Annotated in this window: 20 protein-coding genes; 13 read left to right on the top strand and 7 right to left on the bottom strand. The window is 66.6% G+C overall.

Features of this window, described 5'->3' with window-relative positions; all coding sequences use genetic code 11:
* Positions 1 to 65: 65 nt before the first annotated feature.
* Entirely contained in the window at positions 66 to 2,147 is a 2,082-nt protein-coding gene (locus tag AC1Q7Q_RS05115) for a patatin-like phospholipase family protein (RefSeq protein ID WP_492372170.1), read from the bottom strand.
* A gap of 369 nt (positions 2,148 to 2,516) precedes the next feature.
* On the opposite strand from AC1Q7Q_RS05115, the gene AC1Q7Q_RS05110 reads away from it, so the two are divergent.
* Positions 2,517 to 3,041 carry an SRPBCC family protein gene (locus tag AC1Q7Q_RS05110; RefSeq protein WP_492372178.1) on the top strand — a complete coding sequence of 175 codons (525 nt, stop codon included), beginning with the start codon at positions 2,517 to 2,519 and terminating at the stop codon, positions 3,039 to 3,041.
* Here the strand turns inward: AC1Q7Q_RS05110 and AC1Q7Q_RS05105 are convergent, their stop codons facing one another.
* A complete protein-coding gene (locus tag AC1Q7Q_RS05105) occupies positions 3,042 to 4,478 on the bottom strand; it encodes an MFS transporter (protein ID WP_492372171.1) in 1,437 nt (478 codons plus the stop codon).
* Between the two features lie 114 nt (positions 4,479 to 4,592).
* Between AC1Q7Q_RS05105 and AC1Q7Q_RS05100 the strand changes: the two genes are divergently transcribed.
* From AC1Q7Q_RS05100 to AC1Q7Q_RS05090, 3 genes are read left to right on the top strand one after another with little or no spacing between them, the layout of a single operon-like run.
* Positions 4,593 to 5,465 (top strand): helix-turn-helix transcriptional regulator, encoded by an 873-nt coding sequence (locus tag AC1Q7Q_RS05100; RefSeq protein ID WP_492372172.1) that lies wholly within the window; start codon positions 4,593 to 4,595, stop codon positions 5,463 to 5,465.
* Between the two features lie 22 nt (positions 5,466 to 5,487).
* Positions 5,488 to 5,757: an oxidoreductase-like domain-containing protein gene (locus AC1Q7Q_RS05095; RefSeq protein ID WP_492372173.1), complete on the top strand. Its 270-nt coding sequence runs from the start codon at positions 5,488 to 5,490 to the stop codon at positions 5,755 to 5,757.
* Positions 5,758 to 5,817: 60 nt separating this feature from the next.
* The gene (locus AC1Q7Q_RS05090) at positions 5,818 to 6,660 is read left to right on the top strand and encodes an NAD-dependent protein deacetylase (protein ID WP_492372174.1); all 843 of its coding nucleotides are present in this window, start codon (positions 5,818 to 5,820) and stop codon (positions 6,658 to 6,660) included.
* Positions 6,661 to 7,134: 474 nt separating this feature from the next.
* Here the strand turns inward: AC1Q7Q_RS05090 and AC1Q7Q_RS05085 are convergent, their stop codons facing one another.
* The gene (locus tag AC1Q7Q_RS05085; protein ID WP_492375213.1) at positions 7,135 to 7,611 is read right to left on the bottom strand and encodes a hypothetical protein; all 477 of its coding nucleotides are present in this window, start codon (positions 7,609 to 7,611) and stop codon (positions 7,135 to 7,137) included.
* Here AC1Q7Q_RS05085 and AC1Q7Q_RS05080 point away from each other — a divergent pair.
* From AC1Q7Q_RS05080 to AC1Q7Q_RS05065, 4 genes are all read left to right on the top strand, one after another.
* Positions 7,589 to 8,845, top strand: a complete 1,257-nt coding sequence (locus tag AC1Q7Q_RS05080; protein WP_492375209.1) for a TolC family outer membrane protein — start codon at positions 7,589 to 7,591, stop codon at positions 8,843 to 8,845. The genes AC1Q7Q_RS05085 and AC1Q7Q_RS05080 overlap by 23 nt on opposite strands.
* A 73-nt stretch (positions 8,846 to 8,918) precedes the next feature.
* A complete protein-coding gene (locus tag AC1Q7Q_RS05075; RefSeq protein ID WP_492375180.1) occupies positions 8,919 to 10,178 on the top strand; it encodes an HlyD family secretion protein in 1,260 nt (419 codons plus the stop codon).
* Positions 10,179 to 10,230: 52 nt separating this feature from the next.
* On the top strand, positions 10,231 to 12,432 hold the full coding sequence (locus tag AC1Q7Q_RS05070; protein ID WP_492375181.1) for a peptidase domain-containing ABC transporter: 2,202 nt from the start codon (positions 10,231 to 10,233) through the stop codon (positions 12,430 to 12,432).
* A 338-nt stretch (positions 12,433 to 12,770) separates the two neighbouring features.
* Positions 12,771 to 13,088: a hypothetical protein gene (locus AC1Q7Q_RS05065; protein WP_492375182.1), complete on the top strand. Its 318-nt coding sequence runs from the start codon at positions 12,771 to 12,773 to the stop codon at positions 13,086 to 13,088.
* Between the two features lie 174 nt (positions 13,089 to 13,262).
* On the opposite strand, the gene AC1Q7Q_RS05060 is transcribed toward AC1Q7Q_RS05065, so the two are convergent.
* Together AC1Q7Q_RS05060 and AC1Q7Q_RS05055 are read right to left on the bottom strand one after the other, a co-directional pair.
* Complete coding sequence (locus AC1Q7Q_RS05060) at positions 13,263 to 14,204, bottom strand: alpha/beta hydrolase (RefSeq protein WP_492375183.1); 942 nt, start codon at positions 14,202 to 14,204, stop codon at positions 13,263 to 13,265.
* Positions 14,205 to 14,316: 112 nt separating this feature from the next.
* Positions 14,317 to 15,162 carry an AraC family transcriptional regulator gene (locus tag AC1Q7Q_RS05055; RefSeq protein WP_492375184.1) on the bottom strand — a complete coding sequence of 282 codons (846 nt, stop codon included), beginning with the start codon at positions 15,160 to 15,162 and terminating at the stop codon, positions 14,317 to 14,319.
* Between the two features lie 415 nt (positions 15,163 to 15,577).
* Here AC1Q7Q_RS05055 and AC1Q7Q_RS05050 point away from each other — a divergent pair, with 415 nt between their 5' ends.
* The 3 genes from AC1Q7Q_RS05050 to AC1Q7Q_RS05040 all read left to right on the top strand — a co-directional run bounded on the left by AC1Q7Q_RS05050 (position 15,578) and on the right by AC1Q7Q_RS05040 (position 18,680).
* Positions 15,578 to 16,489: a LysR family transcriptional regulator gene (locus AC1Q7Q_RS05050; RefSeq protein ID WP_492375185.1), complete on the top strand. Its 912-nt coding sequence runs from the start codon at positions 15,578 to 15,580 to the stop codon at positions 16,487 to 16,489.
* A 152-nt stretch (positions 16,490 to 16,641) separates the two neighbouring features.
* Positions 16,642 to 17,340, top strand: coding sequence for a hypothetical protein (locus tag AC1Q7Q_RS05045; protein ID WP_492375186.1), 699 nt, complete (start codon positions 16,642 to 16,644; stop codon positions 17,338 to 17,340).
* A gap of 80 nt (positions 17,341 to 17,420) precedes the next feature.
* Positions 17,421 to 18,680 (top strand): MFS transporter, encoded by a 1,260-nt coding sequence (locus AC1Q7Q_RS05040; protein ID WP_492375210.1) that lies wholly within the window; start codon positions 17,421 to 17,423, stop codon positions 18,678 to 18,680.
* Positions 18,681 to 18,685: 5 nt separating this feature from the next.
* On the opposite strand, the gene AC1Q7Q_RS05035 is transcribed toward AC1Q7Q_RS05040, so the two are convergent.
* Entirely contained in the window at positions 18,686 to 19,396 is a 711-nt protein-coding gene (locus tag AC1Q7Q_RS05035; protein ID WP_492375211.1) for a GntR family transcriptional regulator, read from the bottom strand.
* Between the two features lie 102 nt (positions 19,397 to 19,498).
* Positions 19,499 to 20,470, bottom strand: a complete 972-nt coding sequence (locus AC1Q7Q_RS05030; RefSeq protein WP_492375187.1) for a tripartite tricarboxylate transporter substrate-binding protein — start codon at positions 20,468 to 20,470, stop codon at positions 19,499 to 19,501.
* Between the two features lie 230 nt (positions 20,471 to 20,700).
* Here AC1Q7Q_RS05030 and AC1Q7Q_RS05025 point away from each other — a divergent pair, with 230 nt between their 5' ends.
* Together AC1Q7Q_RS05025 and AC1Q7Q_RS05020 are read left to right on the top strand one after the other, a co-directional pair.
* Positions 20,701 to 21,429, top strand: a complete 729-nt coding sequence (locus tag AC1Q7Q_RS05025) for a GntR family transcriptional regulator (RefSeq protein WP_492375188.1) — start codon at positions 20,701 to 20,703, stop codon at positions 21,427 to 21,429.
* 132 nt (positions 21,430 to 21,561) lie between these two features.
* Positions 21,562 to 23,055 (top strand): fumarate hydratase, encoded by a 1,494-nt coding sequence (locus tag AC1Q7Q_RS05020; RefSeq protein ID WP_492375189.1) that lies wholly within the window; start codon positions 21,562 to 21,564, stop codon positions 23,053 to 23,055.
* Positions 23,056 to 23,059 lie beyond the last annotated feature (4 nt).

Genomic DNA, 23,059 nt, shown 5'->3' with positions numbered 1-23,059 from the left:
TGTGCTTGCGTTGCCGCACGATGGGCCCGTATGCGTCGGACAACCGGCCGTACGGGCTCGCTGCACTATTCTTTGGCAAACAACCGGCTTTCGCGCAGCGAGCGTGCGCCCAGTACGCCGAGGTAACGGTAGGCACGCGCAAGGTTGACACTGCTGTTATAGGTGGTGCCGACGGTCGTAGTCTGTGGCCAGCGCCAAACCGGATCGCGTATCTGCTCGAACAAGTACTGCAACACAGGGCAACTGTACTCGAATCCGTCAGGATCGAAGGCCTTGTATCCGATACAGTTTTGCACCTCCGCGTATTTTTTGTCATCGATCAGATAGGCCGCCTTGGCCATCCAGCGCGCTCGATCCAATCCAGACATCAGATAGAACACCTCCGCGCAAGCTGGCTGAACGCATTTTTCCGACGCGGCGGCTTGCGTATCGTCGAGCGGGACGATCCGGCCTCGCCAAACCGCATTGCGCCAGCGCAAGGGGTTGACGGCTCCCGGCACGGGTTGCTTGGCTTCGGCAGACAAGATTGCCGTCTTGAGGCGAACCTTGTCGGCATCGCATTGTGCTGAAAGGTCGAACATATCCTCGTTTGGCTCCGACGGATGGCCGAAGAACACGATATGCCGCTGCGGCGACTGCTGGCCCAGATAGCGGTTGACTGCGCAAAGCGAAGCGAAGTCCGAATAGCCATCGCGCTCGCCGGTGGCGGTGAAATCCTGTTCCCCTGCCACTACGATCAGCTTGTCCATGCCGCGCCGAATCAGGCTGACCATCCCAAGGTTGTCGCCACTTTGCCCGCCGTCGGACAAATGAATGGTGGGGCCGCTGTTCGATGAGGGGAGGTCATTCAGGTAGTAGAACGGCCAGGGCAGCAGCGAGTGCCAGCGGCGCGTGGCGTCGCCGACGCGATAGTTGGCGATATCGATTCCCCACCGCGAGTTCGTTAGCGTCAGCACGCTGTTGACTGCGAAACGGTTGTATTGTCGTTGGGCGGTGTCGAAGAAGGCAGCCGAAGCCAGCACGGTGTCGGCGACGCCGACGCCCAGGTCGTCCAGATAGCCCCGCACGTAGCCGAAGCGGCCAGCGCCGTAACCAAACGGCGTGGCCTCAAAGACGGCTTCGGACAGGTCATAAGGTGCGGAGTCGACATCCAGCAGCACATTGCCACTCGCTGCGGTGGCGTTGATGATCCAGATCGGCACGCGCGGATTCACAGGCGATGCCGAATAGAGCGTCCTCAGCCGCCTGAATGTCAGCGAGTTCATCTGCGCTGCGATATCCGCGCTCCAGAGGGGCGCTGGAACCTCCTCGCCTGCGGACGGCTGATAACCGTAGGTCCGGAAAATCCCTCGCGCATATTGCTGCTGCGAGGGTGAGGTGGGTAGACGCCAGTCAAACAGCACGCCACTGAGCAGCGCAACGGGCGCGGTGGAGATGTTCTCCAGCGCCGTAAAGGCCGCTTTGCGCACAGGCTCTGTACGGTCATAGCGCTTGGACGTTCCGCCGGGCGCGGTAAACAGGATGTCCTGGTAGCAATCTACCCACCCGAGGTTCCGGTTGTCTTGAACGACGGGTTCCTGCGCCGGGGTGAATATCTTCTCGCAGGCACCTGCCTGGGCCACGTCCAATTGCAGGTCTTTCTTCAGCCCTCCCGGGCTGGCAGCAGGCACGTAGCCCTCGGTGCCAACCGTCTTTTCCTTTGGGGGGAAACTAACGGGACGGATATCCGCGAAGTACCGCTTGAGGGGCCCGAGTTCGGGCTTTTCGCTGACCCTCAACGCGTTGGCGTATAGGTAAAGTGCCGCATAGCTGCCACCCGACACGCTGGAGATATAGTCGATGCTGCCCAGCGCGTCGGCGTTGACTAACTCCTGCAAGACGCCAAGCGCGAACGGTGCCGCCTTTGACCCACCTCCGGACAGTGCTAGCCCGACGCGCGGACTGTTAGTTCGGGATCCCACTTCCGCCGCGTAAATGGCCTCTGGTTCGAGTGATTGGCTGTCGTTCAGGCAGTTGCTAGCCGCGGGGGCGGTGCAGGGCGGTAGCGGCATGCGCAGGTCCTGAGCCCCGGCGAGATCGGGGTTCCGATAACCCACGGCGCAGCCCGCCATTGCCAGTCCCAGGCAGGAAATTAGTGCTTTGCGCATATACCTCGTCTCCATAGAGCCATCCGGCCTTTTTTACCTTCTCTGCTTTTTCCGCCTTTTCGGCACTGAGCATAGCAACCAGCCAATGGCCGGAATACGGCCAATTGGGGGTAAGCATTTCATGGGATGGGCGAGGTGGCCGTCCCCGTGATAGGGCGTCTTGCATGCGTGATTCGCCGAGCCATCGCGGCGATCAAAGCTGACTACACTAAAAGCTAAAAGCACTTCGGCCACCCTAGCCGGAGAGGGCCGCAGGCCTTACCGCAGCCCGTCGGCGCATTGATAGTCCAGGCCCCCACCATGAGCAGGCGGCGAATCCACAGAAGGCGGACCCACAAGCGGCGGACCCTGTTCGTCGGGTTCCTGGTTTTGGCGGGCGCGGCGGCCGTGCTGTTGCTCCCCTTGCCGCGGTCGTGGCGCGCCGTCACGCATATCGTCAACGAGGTGACGATCGCGCAGCCTGATGCCGTGGTGTTCGACTACGTTTCCACGCCCGCCAACTGGCCCAACTGGCATCCATCTTCGCTCGCCGTGACTGGCGCCTCGGCCGGTCATTCGCTCCTGCCCGGCGAGCAGGTCACCGAGACGTTCTCGGTAGCCGGGCGGCGCGGCCAGGTGGTGTGGACCGCGGTGGAGCGCAGCCCGTCCTCGGCCTGGATGATCCAGGGCACCATCGATGGGCGCGAGGCGGGCGCGGTCCGCTACACGCTCGCCCAGACGCCGCAGGGCACGCACTTCCGGCGCGAATTCAGCTACCCCGCGCCGAACCTGCTGTTTGCGCTGACCAATTGGCTGGTGCTGCGCAAGCGCATTGAGGCCGAGTCGGCTGAGGCGGTGACGCGGCTGCGGGCGGTGCTGGAGGCCCGCAAGCCCTCGCCCGGCACGGGCGGCTGATCAGCGTGCCGCCTGGGCCGCGGCGTCCGGGCGGGCTAGCGGCCGAGCCAGTGCGAGCAACAGCAGCGCACAGAGCAGCGCCGCCGCCAGGTTGTAGCCCATCGCGCCGGCAAACGCGTGGGCATAGCGTTGCGCGCTGCCGATGCCGCCTTCGGCTTGCAGCGCCTGCTGGAAGAACATGCCCGCGATGGCGATGCCGAATGCGCCGCCCACTTGCTGCATGGTCGACACCAGCCCGGACGCCATGCCGGCCTGCGCCTCGCGTGCAAGGCCGAGCACGAGATTGAGCAGCGGCGTCATCAGCATGCCCTGGGCCAGGCCGAACAGGATCAGCGCGGGCACCAGATGCCAGGGCACCAGCATGGCGCCTGCCGTCACCACCTGGAGCGTCAGGACGGTGTGCGCCGTGGCGTAAAGCAAGGCCGCCACGGCGAGTACGGCGTTGCCGAAGCGCCCCACCAGCCGGGGCGCCCACATCGACGCGGCAACGAATCCCACGCTGGCCGGCGCGAACACGCTGCCGGCCAGCAGCGGGCCGACGCCCAGCCCAGCCTGCAACAGCAGGGCAAAGCACAGGAAGAACGCGCTGGCCGTGGAGTACACCAGCAGCACCACCAGCGTGCCCAGGGCAAAGCGGCGCTGGGCAAACAGGGCCAGGTCCACCAACGGCGCGGATCGGCGCCGCTCCAAGCGCACAAAGCCGGCCAGCAAGGCGGCGGCCAGCGCCAGCGAGGCAAAGGCCCAGCCCGGCCAGCCGCGCGCGGGGCCCTCCAGCAGCGGCACCAGCAGCAGCGTCAGCCCGGCGCTGGCCAGCAGCACGCCGGCCCAATCCAGCCCGCTTGCGGGCGAGCCGGGCGCTGCCATGGCCCGCGATTCGGGGATGCGCCGCGCGGCCAGCATGGCTGCCACGCCCACCGGGATATTGATCAGGAAGATCAGGCGCCAGCCGAGGCCAAACAGGTCGCTCTGCACCAGCAGGCCGCCCAGCACCTGGCCGGCGATGGCAGCCAGGCCAAGCGTCATGCCGAGCAGGCCGAAGGCGCGGCGGCGCGCGGCCTCGTCAAGGCTGACGCGGATCACGGCGTAGATCTGGGGGAACAACAGCGCGGCGGCGCCGCCTTGCAGCACGCGCGCCGCGATCAGCAGCGCCGCGGTAGGGGCCACGCCACACAGCGCCGAGGCCAGCGTGAAGCCTGCCATGCCGAGCGCGAACAGCCGCCGCCGGCCGTGGAGATCGCCCAGGCGGCTGCCGGTGATCAGCAGCACGCCGTAGGCCAGTTCGTAGGCCGCCACGACTGCCCCGATCTCGCCGAAGCTGGCGCCCAGGTCGGCCTGAATGGAAGGAATCGCCACATTGACCACGAACAGGTCGAAGACGGTGACAAAGCCGCCTAGCAACAGCACGAACAGCACGGGCAAGGCGCTTGGAGAGGGCATGGGGGATCCTGTTGAATACTTAGGCCCGCATTCTCAGCTGCTCGTTAAAGTATTACAATTTAACTAATTATGCTATTACATCAGGCAACAGGCTAACGCCATGCCGCTAATTTCATGCCGCCACGCACCCTAGACCGTACCCGCGCTGCGCTGGCGGACTTCCTGCGCCAGCGGCGCGAACGCATCTCGCCTGCGCAGGCGGGCCTGCCCAGCGCCGGCCGGCGCCGCACCCCGGGCCTGCGCCGCGAGGAGGTGGCGGCGTTGGCCGGCGTGGGCCTGACCTGGTACACCTGGCTGGAGCAGGGGCGCGAGATCGGCGTTTCGGCGGCGTTCCTGGAGAACCTGGCGCGCGTGCTCCGGCTGGACGCCGCCGAGCGGCGCCACCTGTTTCTGCTGGCGCACCAGCGCCCGCCAGCCGAGAGCGGGCGCACCTGGTGCACGGTGCCGCCGCTGGTGCGCCGGTTGATGGACGACCTGCCGCTGCGGCCTGCCTATGTGCTCAACCTGCGCTGGGATGTGCTGGCGTGGAACGCGGCGGCCGAGCGCGTGTTCGGCTTTGGCGCTTGCGCGCCGGGCCATCGCAATATGCTGCGCATGATCTTTCTGGACCCGGCCATGCGCGAGCGCTTTGCCGGCTGGGAGGCGCAGGCGCCACAGATGCTGGCGAGCTTTCGCCTCGACCTGGCCCGCGCACCGGACGATCCGACCCTGCTTGAGCTGGTGGACGAGCTGGAGCGCGCAGCGCCGGATTTCAGGCAATGGTGGCGCCAGCACGATGTGCAGGGCGTTTGCACCGGCATCCGGGCCTTGTGGCTGGATGCGGTGGGCACGGTGCGCTGCGAGCATGCCACGCTCACTGCGGACGAGGAGCGTCACCTGCGGCTGGTGGTCTACGCGGCGGTAGCGGGGGAGCCGGGCAGCGAGGCATTCGAGGCATGGCTGGCCAGTGGCATCGGCAGCGGCGCGCGCGCGCCGGCCGTATACTGATCGTGCAATTCAATTGGAGTCGATGGTGTCGGTAGAAAACCTGGCGTCCCCCGCAGGACGCACCCCAGAAACGGCGGCTACGCCGGAGCCGGCAGCGCAAGCATTGCCGCCCAAGCCTGTAGCGCCGCCCACGCCGGATATCAATGATTGCTGCGGCAATGGCTGCGATCCCTGCATCTTCGACCTGCACGCCGCGGCGATGGAGCAGTATCGCGCCGAGTTGAAGGCCTGGCTGGCGCTCGCCGGGCAGACCGCCGATGCCGCCGCGGGCGCGGGCGGTCCCAGCTTCTGATCCGGCTGATACGCCACGCACGCCCCCCGCACGCCACGCGCACAAGACAAGGAGCTCCCCTTGACCGTCACCGACCGGAACCTGCTGGCCGATCTCCACGCGTTCGTGCGGGACCATCCGCGCCTGCTGGTGCTGACGGGGGCCGGCATCAGCACCGACTCCGGCATTCCCGGCTACCGAGACGCGCAGGGCAACTGGCAGCGCACGCCGCCCGTGCAGGCGCAGGATTTCTTTCGCTCGCATGCGGTGCGCCAGCGCTATTGGGCGCGCAGCATGCTGGGCTGGCCGGTGTTGGCCAACGCGCAGCCTAACGCCGCGCACTTCGCGCTGGCTCAGCTGCAAGCGGCTGGCTATGTGCGCCAGCTTGTCACCCAGAACGTGGACGGCCTGCACCAGCGCGCTGGCAGCACCGGCGTGATCGAGCTGCATGGCCATGTGGGCAGCGTGATCTGCCTGCAATGCGGCACGCGCCGCCCGCGCGCTTCGCTGCAGGCGCAACTCGAGGCGGACAACCCGGCGCTGGCGGAACTGCGCGCGCTGCCGGCTTCCGATGGCGATGCGCACCTGGAGCTGGCCAGTTTCGAGGCCGTGCACATTCCCGCGTGCGGGCACTGCGGCGGCGTGCTCAAGCCCGATGTGGTGTTCTTCGGGGAGTCGGTGCCGCGCGAGCGCGTCGACGCTTCCATGCAGGCGCTGGAGGGGGCCGATGCGCTGCTGGTGATCGGGTCGTCGCTGACGGTGTTCTCCGGCTATCGCTTCTGCCTCGCAGCGGGCAAGCTTGGCAAGCCGGTCGCTGCGGTCAATCTCGGGCAGACGCGCGCGGATGCGTTGCTGGCATTGAAGGCGGAGGTGTCTTGCGCGGCGGCGCTGGTGGATCTTGCCGGGCGGCTGGGGGTGGGGTGAGGGGCCTTGGTTGCCGGTGTCAAGGTCAAAGCCGCAAGCGCAGCGCCACGACTCCGATGCGGCGTGACGCCAACTGATGTCCAGGGCCGGGATTGCGGGCGGCGGTGTTGCCAACGTCCATTCGCCGATCGCCGCGCGGATTAATGGCCCATGTCCTCCGGATCCAGGTGGATCGGGCGGATGGTTCAATGGTTGCTCGCGAAGCGCATTACGTCAACCGGCGGGCATGGCACAACGCGCGCGCGGCTGCTGCGTCACTCAGTCACTCGCGCCACGGCTGCGCGGCGTTTCGCAATCGGGGCAGCAGGCGGGCGGGAATTCCGAGGCCTTGCTTTCATGGCGCCCACGTGGGCGACACGCTGATTTCCGAACCCCGCGGGTGTCTCGGCGCCGTGGCGGGCGCGGGCGCCCGCCGCCAGGTATAGAAAATGCCGTTGCGCGGATCCCATAATGGGTGTGAGCCCCCGACTCCGACTACTCATCATGGAGTTTGGAAATGTCGGCCTCTCTCAGATTTAGGATTGAAAGAATCAGATTAATCCTGGTTTTTTCATCGACGATCCCTGCTATCGTCCGATCCTTAAGCCAGCGCGATGCAGATGCGACAGGAACGAGTCTGGTGCGAGGATCCGGTGGCGATCGCCGCTGCGCGGCAAATGCTCCAGGCTGCAGCCCTGGCGTCGTTGCACGGCACGGAACGTACCATTTGTCCTGTCCGCGACCTCGCCCTTGCAGGCGCACACCGTTGCGCAGGCGGATCATTTCGTGATCCGGATTCGCTGTTCCTCCCTGCTCAGGACCGCTTTGTTTCATGTTGAAAAAAGCTCCCCAATGGATTGGAGAGGATCGGGCGCCGATGTTGAAGATGAAGTTGATTGATCTGTTGGTTCTTCCCTGTGTTTTGGCAAGTGCCCAGGTCTCGCACGCGGTGACCTTGCTGGATTCAATCAATGCGGCGCGAGGTTTCGACGCCGGTTTTTCCGCCGCGGGCAATGCCCGGATGGCTGGCCGGGAGAAGCGCTGGCAGGGGATCGCCGGCCTGCTGCCGCGCGCGCAGCTCGAGGGCAGCTACGCGAAGCAGGATCAGCCCGGGGCGGCCTATGCCACCGCCGTGCGCCGGCACAGCATTGCCGCCAGCGTGACGCAGCCCATCTTCGATATGCCGCGCTTTGCCGACGTCAAGCGCGGCATTGCCTTGGCGACCCTGGCGGACATCGAGTTCGAGAAGTCGCAGCAGGACCTGATGGTCCGCGTATCCGATGCCTATTTCGATGTCTTGTACCAGCGCGAGGTTCTGCAGGCGGCCGTGTCGGCAAAGCTGGCATTCCAGAAGCAGCTCGACCAGGCAACAGCCGCGCTACGGCTCGGGGAGGGTACGCGGACCGACGTGGACGAGGCGCAGGCCAACCTGGACCTGGCGCTTGCCAGCGCAGTGGCTGCGCTGACCGATCTCGAGATTGCCGGCGGCACGTACCGCAGGCTGACCGGCCTGTCGGCGGACGAAGTCGAAGCTGTCGGGCTGCAATGCATGCCGTCGGCCATGGCGGCCGACATGGAGGCTGCCATGGAGGAAGCCGCCCGGGACAATCTGGAGGTGCGCATTGCCGAGCAGCAGGCCGAGCAGGCCGGGGCCGACGTCGCCGCTGCCGTGGGCGCAAACCTGCCTGTCGTCAGCGCCCAGGCATCCTACGGCACGAACTGGAGCTACGGTGCCGGCGAGAACAGGCTCGATGCGATCTTCGGCACCACCTCGAAGACGCGCTCGTCGACGATCGGCGTGACGATCACCATTCCGCTGTTTGCCGGCGGCGCGCAACTCTCGGCCGGGCGCGAGGCCTACAGCCGCCGCGCCCAGGCCCGCGACGCGCTCGAAGATGCGCGGCGCAGGGCGCGCGAGAGCGCGCGTGCCGCCTATCTCGGCATGACGAACGGTGGCGCGCTGGTGCAAGCACGGCAGCGTGCGCTGGGATCCGCCGAAGGCAAGGTCAAGTCGACCCGCCTTGGCCGTGAGGTGGGCATGCGGACGAACATCGACGAACTGAATGCGCAGCAGCGCTACTTCGAGGCGGTACGTGACCTGGCCTCCGCGCGCTACAAGCACCTGCGCGCGCGCCTGCAGTTGTCGGCCGCGCTCGGCTCGCTGGGCGATGCCGCCGCGCTGGCATGCCACCAGCACAAGGGGTGAGCATCGGCCGGCAGACGCTGGCGCGCCGGGCACCGCGCGCTATTCAATCCTGACTCAATGTCGAGACGTTGCAATGACTGATTCGCTGTTCCGGCAAGAAGCGCTCGACGCGAGCAAGTACAGGCTCATGGGCGCGGTCAGCCTGTATTCCCCGCCGTACCGGTGGCTGATGATCGGCGTGGCCGGTGCGCTGGCGGCTGCCATCGCGGGCTTGCTGGTGTTCGGCACCTACACCAAGCGCGAGCGCGTCCTCGGCCAGCTGCTGCCAGCCCAAGGCCTGTTCGGTATCACGCCACCGCTCACCGGCACCCTGGTCGAGACCCGCGTGCGTGAAGGCCAGTCCGTGGAAGAGGGCGCCGGGCTGATGGTGGTTTCCGCGGAAGTGGCCACGGAACTGGGCGGAACGCGCGAGCACATCGGCACGCAGCTCAAGCTGCAGCGTTCCAAGCTCGAGATCGACCTCGCCAGCCAGTTGCAACTGGCTGGCGAGGCGCAGCGCGGCCTGCAGATGCAAGCCGGCATGCTGCGCGAGCAGCTCGCACAGATCCAGGCGCAGAAGGAACAGCGTACCCGCCAGGCCGACCTGGCCACACGCCAGCTCGAAAAGCTGCAGTCCATGCGGGCCGAGGGTTATGCCTCGAATAGCCAGGTGGAGCAGCAGGAGGGCGTGCTGATCGATTCCCAGGCGAGGCTGCAGGAGCTTGTCCGCCACCGGCTGGACATCGGGCAACAGCTCGAACAGGTCCGCCAGCGGCAGCGCGAGCTGCCGCTCAATATGAGCAACCAGCGCAACGAGATCGCACGCAAGCTCGCGGATATCGACCAGGCGACGGCCGAGAACGAGTCGCGCCGCTCGGTGATCCTGCGCGCGCCGCGGGCAAGCGTGGTGGGCGCGCTGCTGGCGAAACCGGGGCAGATCGTCAATGCCGGGCAGACCGTCATGTCCCTGCTGCCGCAGGGCGCGCAGCTCGAGGCGCAACTGATGGTGCCGAGCCGGGCGATCGGCTTCATCCGCCCCGGCGCGCCTGTCGTGCTGCGCTACCAGGCCTATCCATACCAGAAGTTCGGCCAGCAATCGGGACGCGTGACCGAAGTGTCGCGCACCGCGCTCTCGCCGAAGGAGGTCGCGAATCTCACCGGACAGGGCAACGTGCAGGAACAGCACTACCGCGTGGTTGTCGCGCTGGACCGGCAGGACATCCAGGCCTATGGCAAGCATGAGCCGCTCAAGCCCGGCATGGCGCTCGAAGCCGACGTGCTGCTTGACAGGCGACGCCTGATCGAGTGGGTACTGGCGCCGCTGTATGCCCTGGGCCGCCGCGCCGGATCGTGACGATCCTCCGCCATCGCGCCATGCGTCAAATCACCTTGGAATCGCTCGGATCATGAGTTTTATGAAAGCACTGCAGTTCGGTTGGGGCCAGCGCCTGCCGGTGCTGCTCCAGACCCAGGCGGCGGAATGCGGCCTGGCATGCGTCGGGATGGTCGCCGGCTACTTCGGCCGCGAGATCGATCTGGTCAGCCTGCGCCGCCGCTTCAGCCCCTCGCTCAAGGGGGCAACCCTGGCCGACGTGATGCTGGTGGCCTCGCGCCTGGGACTGGCCTCGCGCGCGCTGCGCCTCGAGCTCGGCGAGCTCGTCAAGCTGCGGCGCCCCTGTATCCTGCACTGGGACCTGAATCACTTCGTGGTCCTGAAGCGCATCGGCCGCAACAAGATCACGATCCACGATCCCGCCCGCGGCATACTCGACGTACCGCTGTCCGAAGCGTCGGATCATTTCACCGGCGTGGCGCTGGAATTGCTGCCATCGCCCACCTTCGAGCGTACCCGCGAGAAGGAATCCATCTCGATGCTGAAGCTGATCGGCAGCGTGGCCGGCATCCGCGCCGCGTTCTTCCAGGTGCTGCTGCTCTCGGTCGCCCTGGAAGTCTTCGGCATCGTCTCGCCGTTCTATATGCAATGGGTGATGGACCACGTGCTGGTGTCGGCCGACGTCGACCTGCTGACGTTGCTCGGCATCGGCTTCCTCATGGTGGTGCTGTTCCAGAATGCCATCGCTGCCCTGCGCGCATGGGTGCTGACATGGTTCTCCAGCCTGCTGAACGTGCAGTGGACGGCCAACCTCTGCTCGCACCTGTTCAAGCTGCCCATGTCGTATTTCGAGCAGCGCCATATCGGTGACGTGGTGTCGCGCTTTGGCTCGATCGGCACCATCCAGAGCACGCTCACGACGCGCTTTGTCAGCACGCTGCTCGACGGCGTCATGGCGATCGTGACGCTCCTCATGCTGTTCATCTACAGCCCGATGCTGACCTGGCTCGAGTTGGGACTCTTCACCACCTATGCCCTGATCCGCTGGGTCTCCTACCGTCCGTTCCGGCAGGCCAACGAGGACCAGATCGTCTATGCGGCACGCGCCCAGTCGAACTTGCTGGAATCGATCCGCGGCGTCCAGGCGATCAAGCTGAGCAACAAGCAGGATGTGCGCGTTGCCATCTACGCCAACGCCGTGGTCGACACCACCAACAAGAACGTGGCGATCCAGCGGCTTTCGATCAGCTTCTCGACCTTGCAGGGCATCATCTCCGGTGCCGGGCGGGTCGTGCTGGTGTGGCTGGCGGCGCGACTGGTGCTCGACGGCCAGTTCTCCGCCGGGATGCTGGTGGCTTTCGTCAGCTTCGCGGAGCAGTTCTCGTCCCGGGCGTCCGGGCTGATCGACACCGTCATCGATTTCCGCATGTTGCGCCTGCATGGCGAGCGCCTGGCCGACATCGTGTTGACCTGCGTCGAGAGCGACATGGAAACGAAGACGCTACGTCCGCCGGCAGCGGCCGAAGGCCTGGTGGCCTCGCCCGCCATCGACGTGCGCGGCCTGCGTTTTCGCTACGCAGAGACCGAGCCGTGGGTGCTGGACGGCTGCACGTTCTCGATCGCGCCAGGGGAGTCCGTTGCCCTGGTGGGGCCATCGGGACAGGGTAAGACGACCATGGCCAAGGTGCTGCTGGGCCTGCTGGTACCCGAGGAAGGGGCGGTGAGCGCCGACGGCGTCGACATCCGCAAGCTGGGCCTGCACCAGTACCGCGACATGATCGGCTGCGTGATGCAGGACGACATTCTCTTTGCCGGATCCATTGCCGAAAACATCGGCTTCTTCGATCCGCAGCCGGACATGGCACGCATCGAGGAAGCCGCGCGCCTGGCCCAGGTCCACGATGACGTTGCCGCCATGCCGATGGCCTATCAGACCCTGGTGGGAGACATGGGCTCATCGCTGTCGGGCGGCCAGTGCCAGCGCGTGCTGCTGGCGCGGGCTTTCTACCGCAAGCCGTCCATCCTGATTCTCGATGAAGCCACCAGTCACCTGGATGTGGAGTGCGAACAGCGCATCAACCAGGCCATCCGTGCCATGAGGGTCACGCGAATCATCATAGCGCACCGGCCGGAGACGATCCGCAGCGCGGACCGGGTGATCGTGCTGGAGCGAGGCGCGGTACGTGCGCTGGCGCCGGAGATGCTGCCCGCACAATCAGCCATGCAGGGGGAGATCGACGCCGCTCCGGGCGAGTTGATCAGCAAGCCTGTTTGATGGCGTTGAGCACTGTGCAAGCGGAACCATACCGAAGCAATCCGGGGCGCTGGCGGCCTGAGTGCCAAAGGCGATTTTCTCCCTCGGCGCCCGTCTGATGCCGAGCCTGGTTTCGCCAGCGGTCCCGAGGTGTGCCCGGGTGCCAGGCCGTGCTGAACGGGCAAGGGCAGGGCTCGAGCTTGCATGCCTCATGGCACGAAGGGCGGCGATGGAATCCCGCGACGGGATGTGGGCATGCCGGCAGCAATTCTGCCGGCGATCGATGCCGGCAAGATGGCCGAAGCCAATCCGGCCCGGAATGATTGGCGATCACTAATCAGCAACAAGGAAATAAATCAATGCGTGAATTGACCGTAATGGAACTTGACCAGGTTTCGGGCGCCAGCTTCGCCTCCCGCACGGGTGCCGCAGTCCTGGGCGGCATTGCCGGCCTGGTCCAGGGCGTATACAAGGGCGCCGTGACTGGCGGCAGCTCGGGTGGCCTGCTGGGTCTGGGCATCCTGTCGGCGGGTGTCGGCTTTATCGTTGGCGGCATCGCCGGTGTTGTCAGTGGCGCTGCCTATGGTTTCGTGAACGATTGGGCGGCAACCGTGCCTGTCTTCAACAATGCCACCGGATCCCTGCTGGATCCGACCCTGAACCCGCCGAAGGTCTAAGGCGGCTCCCGGTGCCGGGCGGCATGCCCGCTGCCCGGCGTCGGCGGTTTCCATCAATTGCCGGCTACGCCGGGGAGGGCGAAGGCTTGCCGCCGATTCCCGCGCCATGCCGGCCAGCCGCGTTTCGCAATGGCTGGGCGCTCCGAGGCTGCCTGGCAATCCTGCGCAGCCGCCTTATGGCTTGAGATGCTTGGCCTGAGATGCCATGGCCGGAGATTGCGGCCTGAGATGCTGTACAAACCAGTCGCGCGCAGCCTGGCTGGTGGTTTCGAACTGTTCCAGGTAGGGCGTGAAATGCCCGCCCGGAATCATCAGCAGCTGCTTGGGCTGCAAGGCCTGTTCATAGGCTGCCAGGCACAGGTCGGTGGCGGTCAGCAGGTCGCGGTCGGCCACGATCATCAGCAGCGGCGTGGGGCTGATGCGCGCAATGTGGATGCCGGGCTCGTTCTCGCGCGCGAGTTCGGCGCTGCGCAGCGTCACCTCGTTGCGCCAGGCCGGCGCAAAGGTGGCGGTGTCCGTGAAGAACTTGTGGCTGTCGGCGCCACCCATGGCGCAGGCGGCGGCCGGGTCCGCGCTGACGGCCGGTAGCATGGCCGGCGGTTCGCCCCGGAAGCGCGCCAGCCGGTCGGCCTCGAAGCGCGTGAGCGCGGCCGGTACCAGGTCGGCGCGGGTGCGGCGCAGCGCGGAGGCATGGCCGCTGATCTGCGGCACCTGCGATACCACGCAGCGCACGCGCCGGTCGAGTGCCGCCACCTCGATCACATGGCCGCCGCTGTAGCTGGTGCCCCAGATGCCGATGCGCTCGTGCGCGACATCATCGCGGCTGCACAGGCAGGTAATGGCATCGCGGTAGCCGCGCCTTTGCAGGGCCGGGTCCACTTCCTGCCGGGGCGTGCCGTCGCTGGCGCCAAAGTTCCGGTGGTCGTAGACCAGTACGGCAAAGCCCGCGGCGGCGAACATCTCGGCGTAGCGGTCGAGATACTGCTCCTTGACGGCGGAAAAGCCGTGGGCCATCACAATGGCGGGGCGGGGGCCCGTGCATGTGCCCTCCGGTGCGTACAGCCACCCGCGCAGGGTGGCGCCTTCGGAGATGAATTCGATGTCTGAACGTGTCATGTCCTGGTCCTGGTTATCGTGCCATACCCGTTGCCTGTAGCCTGTAGCGAAAGGGCATGCCCGCCACGATACGCCCGGCCAGGCGGTGCGTCTGCGCCGGCCGGGCCACTCTTTACGCCGGATCGGACATCCTGAAATACTGGCTGGGCGTGGTGCCCGTATAGCGGCGGAACATAGCGGCGAAAGCGCCGGGCGTGTCGTAGCCCAGTTCCGCCGCGATGGTTGCGACGGGTTCTCCGGCGGCCAGGCGGGGCAGTGCGTACAGCAGCCGCGCCTGCTGGCGCCAGTGCACGAAGGACACGCCCGTATGTGCCTGGAACAGGCGCGCCAGCGTGCGGCTGGAGGCGCCTGCCTCCAGGGCCCATTCGGCCAGCGTGCGCGCGTCGGCGGGGTTGTCGCGCAGGGCGTCGCAGATGCGCGCCAGGCGCCGGTCCTCGCCAGCCGGCAACGGCAGCGGCTGTTCCGGCGACCATTCGAGTTCGTCCAGCAGCACGCGCATCAGCCGGTCCTCGCGGCCGCCCGGTGCGTGGTCCAGCGGCAGCGCTGCCGCACGCACGACCAGCTCGCGCAGCAACGGCGACACATTGACCAGCCGGGGTTGCGCCGGCGTAGCGCCGGGACGGGCTTCCGGGTGGATATAGAGCGTGCGCAGCGACACGGCACCGCGGGCGCGCATGCCGTGTTCCATGCCTGGCGGCATCCATAGCGCACGCTGGGTTGGCAGCAGCCACAGGGCGTGGCCCGCCGCCACCTCGATCACCCCGGCCACAGCATAGATCAGCTGTGCGCGTTCGTGCCGGTGCGCAGCTACTACGAAACCGTCCGGGAATTCCTTGGGCATGACCGCCGCGGGGCGGGCGGTTTGCTGGTAGTCGAGTGGGTTGGTGCTCTTGGGTGCGGGCCTGACGGCAGGCTTGCCGCTGCCGGCGGGGATGGCATGGTCGCGCGGTCGGGGCATGGCGTACGCTGCGGCGGAGAAGCCGGTTGAACAGTTGGATGGACTGCCCCGCATTGTACGCATCGGCCTTGCCGTCGATGATGTGAGGCAAGGGGCTCGCCGCGGACGGCCCCTTGCCCTGGCCGGGCATGGCGGCCCTAGGGAATGCCACTAGAGCGCTGGCGTGGAATTTGCATAAAAATCTCTCTGTAAATCTTGTGAAATTTCAGATGACGGATAAAAATGCAGATACCGGCACGAATTCAGCGTCTCTCCCAGCCTCGTCCGGGGCGGCATTGACGCGGCTGCCGCACTGCAACGGTGCGCCTGGCCAGCAAAACCTGGCGCGCACGCGGCCGCCCGGTGCACGGGAGCGTGGCCATGCAGGGGGCAGCCTGCGCGGCGGCCCGGGAGGCGATGCCGGGAGCACGAGGCCATGAACACGCGCTTTGTCGAAGCCTTCATGTGGGTAGCAAGGCTAGGCAGCTTTCGCGCGGCGGCCGAGAAGCTGCACATCACCCAGGCCGCCATGTCCAATCGCATTGCCTCGCTGGAGCAGGAGATTGGCGCGCGTGTGTTCGAGCGCGAGGCGCGGGACCTGCGGCTCACGCCGGTGGGCCTGCGCCTGCTTGGCTACGGCGAGCGGCTGCTGGAGTTGCAGCGGGAGATCATGGTGCTGGGGCGCTCCGGCCACGAGTTGCTGGGGCTGGTGCGCATCGGCGCCATCGAGAGCGTGGTGCATACCTGGCTGGTCGACTTCCTGCGGCACCTGCAATCATCCTATCCGGGCATCGAGGTGCAGATCACTTCCGAGACCACGGAAGGGCTGCACAAGACCTTGCGCGCCGGCGGCATCGATATCGCCTTGCAGACGGACCCCGCGGTGGGCGAGGGCATCACCAGCACGCCGTGCCTGCCGATGGCGATCGGGTGGGTCGGGCGGCCCGGCGCGGCGCAGCCCGATGAAGGGAAACTGGCCACGCTGCTGCAGCACCCGACTATCACCATGAGTCCGGGGTCGCAGCCGCACGTGGCGCTCAAGGAGCTGTACCGCAAGGCCGGGCTGCCCGTTGGCAAGGTGCACTGCGTGAGCTCCATCGCGGCCATCGTGCGGCTGGTGAAGGCGGGCTTTGGCAATGCGCTGATGCCGCTGGCGCCGGTGCGTGAAGAGGTGGAGCGCGGCGAGCTGCGCGTGATCTGTTGCGATGTGCCGCTGCCGCATCAACGGCTGGTAGTGAGCCATCTCGACCATGCGGCGTCGGAGGCGATTCGCCTGGTGGCGGATCTGGCCTGCCGCGAATCGGATCGCTTTGTGCGTTCGCTGCCTGCACCGTTTGCGCCGGAGTGAAGCACGGCCGCGCGCCAAGCTGGTGCGCGAACGCAGGCGGATCGAACAGAAAAACTGATCGGAAACACGAAGAAAAACCCGTTTGTCGCGCGCGGCGATCGCGCCGATCATCAGCTCACCGCTTTGTATTGGCGTGGCAACCGGAGAGTTTGATGAGCGAGATGTTTGCGACCGAAAGTTCGGCGACAAAGAGCGCGGCAGGCATGGCCCCGCAGGGCATGCTGTTTGTCGCGTCGAATGTGGATGCGGCCGACGAGGCCGATTTCAATCAATGGTACGACCGCGAGCACGTGGAAGAGCGCGCCCGCATCGAAGGCTTCATCTCCGCCGCGCGCTATGAGGCCGTGCAGGGCGGCCCCAAGTATCTCGGCCTGTATCGCACCGAGTCGCTCGGTGCATTCACCTCCGCGGCCTACAAGGCGGCTTTTCGCCGCCAGACGCCGTGGTCGGTGGCCAACCTGGACCGCATGCGCCAGCCGATGCGCCGCGTGAGCGAAGTCACCGCCACCGTTGGGCAGGGCAGCGGCAGCTGGATTGCCGTGCTGCCGCTGGCGCAGCCGGAAGATCCGCTGGCACTGGTCGACCTGGCGGGCGAGGTTGGCGGGCAACTGTCCGCACAGCCCGGCTTTGTCCAGTCCTACCTGCTGATGCCAGACGCCGACCTAAGCCAGCCGCTGCCCAAGGAGAGCCTGACCGACCGGCAACTGCTGCCCATCCTGGTGATCGAGAGCAGCGCCGAAGCCGCGAGCGAGCAGGCACTGCAGGAGGCGGCAAAGCGTCTGGGCGCATCGATGCAGCAGGCCGCACGCTACGCGTTGAAATGGAAGCTCTTCTCCGGGGAGGTGGCGTGATGACTAACGCAAGCACGATTTCCACCACGCAGGGCGCCGCGGGCACGCTCGATGCGGTCACCCACGCCGCCAAGCCCAGGATGGGCCGGCTGGCCGCGGCCAGCACCATCGGCACCACGCTGGAGTGGTACGACTTCACCGTCTACAACCTGATGGCCGCGTTGGTGTTCAACGCGGTCTTCTTCCCCTCGTTCGATCCGCTCACGGGCACGATCCTGGCGTTTTCCACCTATGCGGTGGGCTATGTCTCCCGTCCGCTTGGCGGCGTGCTGTTCGGGCATCTGGGCGACAAGCTCGGCCGGCGCTTCGTGCTGGTCGCCACGCTGATCCTGATGGGCGTGGCCACGGGCCTGATGGGCTTGCTGCCCACCTACATGTCGTGGGGCATCTGGAGCCCGATCCTGCTAGTGGCGCTGCGCTTCGCGCAAGGCGCGGCGATCGGCGGCGAATGGGCTGGCGCGGTCTTGCTGTCGATGGAGCACGGCGAGCAGCACCAGCGCGGGCGCAATGCATCGTTTACGCAGGTGGGGCCGTCGTGCGGCACGCTGCTGGGCACCGGCTTTATCGCCGTGGTGTCGCTGTGGCTGAGCCCGGAAGATTTCCAGGCGTGGGGCTGGCGCATTCCGTTCCTGTCGAGCGTGCTGCTGGTGCTGTTCGGGCTGTGGCTGCGCAAGGGCGTCGAGGAAACCCCGCTGTTCAAGGAGATGGAAGCGCGCAAGAGCACGGCCAAGACGCCGATCAAGGAAGTGTTCGTGGATCACTGGCGGCGCCTGCTGGTGGCCGGCGGCGTGCGCATCGGCTCCGACGTGCTCTATGCGCTGGTGGTGGTCTTCACGCTGACTTACGTGACCAGCGTGCTGCACCTGTCCCGGCCGCTGGCGCTGAGCGCGACCATGATCGGCGCGGCGTGCAACGCCATCGCGGTGCCCTTGTTCGGCAGCCTGTCGGACAAGCTCGGCCGCCGCCCGGTGTACATGGCCGGGGCCTTGCTGGCCGTGGTGTGGGCTTTTGTGTTCTTCCGCCTGATGGACAGCGCGCAGCCGCTGCAGATCTGCGCCGCGGTGGTGGTCGGGCTGATCATCCACGCCATGATGTACGGCCCGCAGGCGGCCTTCGTGACCGAGCAGTTCCCCACGCGGGTGCGCTACGCCGGGTCATCGCTGGCCTATACGCTGGCGGGCATCGTGGGCGGCGGCTTTGCGCCGCTGATCATCGCCAGCCTGTACAAGTCGTACGGCTCGACGCTGGCGATCTCGCTGTATGTCAGCGCCGCCGTGGCGCTGACGCTGGTGGCGCTGCTGGTGGCGCGGGAAACCGCAAAGAAGCCGCTCGAAAGCTGATCCGGCTAACCCTCGTTCGCCGTCGCGAAGACCGTTTCGCGGCGGCCCTGCAGTAGCGCCTGGCGAAAGGAAAGCACATGGGCCGTGACCGCGCTGGCCGCTGCCGCGCCGTCGCCCTCGCGCAGCGCCTTCAGGATCGCGCGGTGCTCGGCGCCGACCTCGGCCAGGTGCCCTTCGGACGACAGCGAAATGGCCCAGAAGCGCTGCGAGCGCGCGTGCAGCACCTTGAGGATTTCGATCAGGATCGGGTTGCCCGAGGCCTGCGCGATTTCCTCGTGGAACAGGCGGTCCAGGTTGGTCACCTCGGGCAGGTTGCGCTGCGCCACGGCGTCTTCCACCTGGCTCAGCAGGCTTTCGAGCTTGTGCAGGCCGGCGGCGGTGATGCGCTCGGCGGCCAGCCTGGCGCACAGCGTTTCGTTGGCCAGGCGCACGTCGATCAGGTGCAGCGCATCGTCGATGGACAGTGGCGAGACCACCACGCCCTTGCGCGGCAGGATTTGCACCAATCCTTCGTTGGCCAGCCGGTGCAGCGCCTGGTTGATGGGCGTGCGGCCAAGGTCAAGATCGTCGACCAGGGTGGAGATGTTGAGGTGCTCGCCGGGGCGGTAGACCAGCGTGGTCAGCCGCTCCCGCAGGCCGGTATAGGCCAGCTCATTCTGCGATGGTTCTTCGGTCCTGGCCCGGGCGCGCGATGTGCCGGCGCTACGGCGATCCACTGATGGCAAAACTCTCTCCCGACAACACGGCAACGCGTGCAAGGGCGATATCGTACTACCAAAAGCAGGCGCGGCCTTAGGCGCCGGGCTAATGCTGCATGCCTAATCCAGCTTGATATCCGCCGTGGTGATCACGGCCTTCCACTTGGCCACTTCGGCCGCGGTGTGCTGGTTTAGCGCGGCGGGTTTGTAGGCGGCGTCCGGCAGCAGCTGGATGCCCTGGTCGGCCAGCTTCTTCGCAAACTCCGGGTCGGCGATGGCCTTGGCGAACGCGGCGTAATTGCGGGCGATAACGTCCTTGGGCGTGCCCTTTGGCGCATACAGGCCGTACCAGGTGGATGCCTCGAAGTTCGGCACCACGGTTTCCGCCACGGTGGGCACGCCGGGGAACTGCGGCACGCGCAGCTTCGCCGTCTGCGCGACGGCGACGACCTTGCCGCCCTTGACCTGCGGCAGGGCAGTGTTGGTCTGGTCGAACATGCCATCCACCTGCCCGCCCATCACGTCCGTCATGGCCGGGCCGGCGCCTTTGTAGGAGACCGGGGTCACCTTGATCCTGGCCTGCTGGGCGAACATGGCGGCGACCAGATGCGAGGTGGAACCCACACCGGCGTTGCCGAAGTTGAGCTTGCCCGGATTGGCGCTGGCAAAGGCGACCAGGTCCTGCACGGTCTTGAACTTCGAGTTCGCGCCGACCAGCAGCACCAGCGGCGTGTCGGGGAAGCGGAACACGCCCTCGAAGTCCTTGACCGGGTCGTAGGACAGCTTCTTGTACAGCGATGGCGCTGCGGCCATGTAACCCATATGCCCGACCAGGAAGGTGTAGCCATCGGGCGCGGCCTTTGCCGCCTTGCCCGCGCCGATGGTGCCGCCGGCGCCGGCCTGGTTCTCGATCAGCACCGGCTGGCCCAGATCGCGCCCGACGCGGTCCGCGATATTGCGGGCAAGCGCATCGGTTGGGCCGCCGGCGGCGAAGGGCACGATCCACGTGATCGGGCGGGTGGGGTAGCTTTGCGCCAGCGCACTGGTGGACAGGGCTAGCAGGGCCAGGGTGGCGCCCAGTTGCTTGGTCATTGTTGTCTCCATCATCGAGGTGGTTTTGGTTGTCTTGATCGGTTGTCTTGAGATGACCGGTACTGTTTATATGTACATTTTGTAAATATGTTTAAACATATTCTAGGAATGTGACACTAGACCGTCAACCCGGATCCGCATCTCGTTTACCCTTTACGCTTGGCTTGCGGGCCGCCAGGCGCTAGCATTTGCTACGCCTCAGGCACATCGATCGACCATTCAGGGAACCCATGGAGCCACGCCACGCCGAGTTGACCAAGGCACTTATTCACGACATCACGAGCGGGGTCTATCCGGTCGGGTCAAGCCTGCCGGGCGAACTGGAGCTGGCCGAGAAGCACGGCGTCAGCCGGGGCACCGTGCGGGTGGCGCTGATGCGCATCCAGGAGCTAGGCCTGGTCTCGCGTAAAAAGCGCGCCGGCACCCGGGTGGAAGCCGCCGCGCCGCGCAGCAGCGAGTACACGCCCAAGCTCTCCACCATCGACGAGCTGGTGCAATACGGCGCCGCTACGCAGCGCGTGATCCACGGCGTGCGCGAGATCGTGCTGGACATCGAACTGGCCACCCGGCTGGGCTGCCCGCCGGGCTCGCGCTGGCTGCATATCGAGACCTCGCGCACCAATCCCGAAGCGCCATCGCATCCGTTGTCATGGTCCGATGTCTACGTGATGGCGGCTGACGGCGCCAAGATCCGCAAGCTGCTCAAGACAGATCCCGGCCTGATCAGCGAACTGGTTGGCAAGACTACCGGGCGCCTGGTCAAGGAAGTGCGCCAGACCGTGCGGGCGGTGGGCGTGCCCGCTGCGCTCGCGGAGGTGCTGGGCACCGCGCCCGATGCGCATGCGCTGGAATTCGTGCGGCGGTATTTCGACCAGTCGGACCGGTTGTTCGAAGTGGTGGTGAGCTTGCATCCGGCCGATCGCTTCACGTATTCGACGGTGCTGCAGCGTCAGGGCTGAGCCTTAGCCAGCCCGAAGATCGTCCGGAGACGGGTGGCCAAAGGATTTGCTTTCCGGTGGCGGGGCGTGTCATTATGTATAGACATAATTGAATCGCGCAGCCGCTGTTCGGCATGCTGCGCCCACCCCGCCATGACTGTGATCCTCCAGGAAGACGTCGTCGACACCATTGCCGACGCGCTGCAGTACGTCAGCTACTACCATCCCGCCGATTTCGTGCAGGCGCTCAAGCGCGCCTTTGCCGCCGAGCGTGCTGGCGCGGCGCGCGATGCCATCGAGCAGTTGCTGGTCAACAGCCGCATGAGCGCCGAGGCGCACCGGCCGATCTGCCAGGATACCGGCGTGGCGCAGGTTTTCATGACCGTGGGCATGGACGTGCGCTTTGCGGCGCGCGATGGCGCAGCAAAGCTGTCCGTGCAGCAGATGGTGGACGCTGCCGTGCGCCGGGGCTACACGCACAGCGCCAATCCGCTGCGCGCCACCATGGTTGGCTCGGCCCTGGGCGAGCGGCGCAACACCGGCGACAACACCCCGGGCTTCCTGCAACTGGAACTGGTGCCCGGCAACACCATCAAGATGACGGTGGTGGCCAAGGGCGGCGGCGGCGATGTCAAGGCGAAGTTCGCCACGCTCAACCCAAGCGATTCGCTGGTCGACTGGATCCTCGCCGCCATCCCGCAGATGGGCGCCGGCTGGTGCCCGCCCGGCGTGCTTGGCGTCGGGGTGGGCGGCACGCCGGAGCAGGCCATGCTGGCGGCCAAGCGCGCGTTGTTCAGCCCCATCGATATCCATGCGCTGCGCGACAAGGGGCCCGCGAACGACACCGAGCGGCTGCGGCTGGAACTGTTCGAGCGCATCAACGCGCTCGGCATCGGCGCACAGGGGCTGGGCGGGCTGGCCACCGTGCTGGATGTCAAGGTAGCCGCGCTGCCGTGTCACGCTGCAACGCTGCCGGTGGCGCTGATTCCCAATTGCGCGGCCACGCGTTTTGTCACGGTGGAGCTGGATGGCTCAGGCCCCGCGCGGCTGGAGCCACCGCCTGCCGATACCTGGGATGGCATTCCCGGCGCATTGACCGCCAAGCCAGGTCGCGTGGTCGACCTGGACAATTTGGATGCCGCGCAGGTGGCGCAATGGCAGGTTGGCGAGACCTTGCGGCTGCGCGGCCGCCTGCTGACGGCGCGCGATGCCGCGCACAAGCGGCTGGTAGCCATGTTGGATGCGGGCGAGCCGCTGCCGGTGCCGCTGCGCAATCGCGCGATCTACTACGTGGGGCCGGTCGACGCAGTGGGCGACGAAGCGGTGGGCCCGGCAGGGCCTACCACGGCGACGCGCATGGACAAGTTCGTGCCGCAGTTGCTGGAGCAGACGGGCTTGCTGGTGATGATCGGCAAGGCCGAGCGCGGGCCAGTGGCCATCGAGGCCATCCGCCGCCACGGCGCGGCCTACCTGATCGCGGTGGGTGGCGCGGCCTACCTGATCTCCCGGGCGATCCGCAAGGCACGCGTGCTGGCCTTCGCAGAGTTGGGGATGGAGGCCATCTATGAGTTCGAGGTGGAGGACATGCCTGCCACAGTGGCGGTGGATGCCACAGGGCGGTCGATTCATCGGATCGTCGCGAGCTGAGGCC

The organism is Cupriavidus sp. GW823-FHT07A04 (assembly GCF_058794615.1).
This window is presented reverse-complemented; position numbering and strand designations above follow the sequence as displayed.

Coding starts and splice junctions, on each gene's coding strand:
- AC1Q7Q_RS05040 (WP_492375210.1), top strand. CDS start 17,421: ATGGGCCGGCTGGCCGCGGCCAGCACCATCGGCACCACGCTGGAGTGG.
- AC1Q7Q_RS05115 (WP_492372170.1), bottom strand. CDS start 2,147: ATGCGCAAAGCACTAATTTCCTGCCTGGGACTGGCAATGGCGGGCTGC.
- AC1Q7Q_RS05095 (WP_492372173.1), top strand. CDS start 5,488: ATGGTGTCGGTAGAAAACCTGGCGTCCCCCGCAGGACGCACCCCAGAA.
- AC1Q7Q_RS05075 (WP_492375180.1), top strand. CDS start 8,919: ATGACTGATTCGCTGTTCCGGCAAGAAGCGCTCGACGCGAGCAAGTAC.
- AC1Q7Q_RS05050 (WP_492375185.1), top strand. CDS start 15,578: ATGAACACGCGCTTTGTCGAAGCCTTCATGTGGGTAGCAAGGCTAGGC.
- AC1Q7Q_RS05025 (WP_492375188.1), top strand. CDS start 20,701: ATGGAGCCACGCCACGCCGAGTTGACCAAGGCACTTATTCACGACATC.
- AC1Q7Q_RS05070 (WP_492375181.1), top strand. CDS start 10,231: ATGAGTTTTATGAAAGCACTGCAGTTCGGTTGGGGCCAGCGCCTGCCG.
- AC1Q7Q_RS05065 (WP_492375182.1), top strand. CDS start 12,771: ATGCGTGAATTGACCGTAATGGAACTTGACCAGGTTTCGGGCGCCAGC.
- AC1Q7Q_RS05045 (WP_492375186.1), top strand. CDS start 16,642: ATGAGCGAGATGTTTGCGACCGAAAGTTCGGCGACAAAGAGCGCGGCA.
- AC1Q7Q_RS05100 (WP_492372172.1), top strand. CDS start 4,593: ATGCCGCCACGCACCCTAGACCGTACCCGCGCTGCGCTGGCGGACTTC.
- AC1Q7Q_RS05030 (WP_492375187.1), bottom strand. CDS start 20,470: ATGACCAAGCAACTGGGCGCCACCCTGGCCCTGCTAGCCCTGTCCACC.
- AC1Q7Q_RS05020 (WP_492375189.1), top strand. CDS start 21,562: ATGACTGTGATCCTCCAGGAAGACGTCGTCGACACCATTGCCGACGCG.
- AC1Q7Q_RS05060 (WP_492375183.1), bottom strand. CDS start 14,204: ATGACACGTTCAGACATCGAATTCATCTCCGAAGGCGCCACCCTGCGC.
- AC1Q7Q_RS05055 (WP_492375184.1), bottom strand. CDS start 15,162: ATGCCCCGACCGCGCGACCATGCCATCCCCGCCGGCAGCGGCAAGCCT.
- AC1Q7Q_RS05105 (WP_492372171.1), bottom strand. CDS start 4,478: ATGCCCTCTCCAAGCGCCTTGCCCGTGCTGTTCGTGCTGTTGCTAGGC.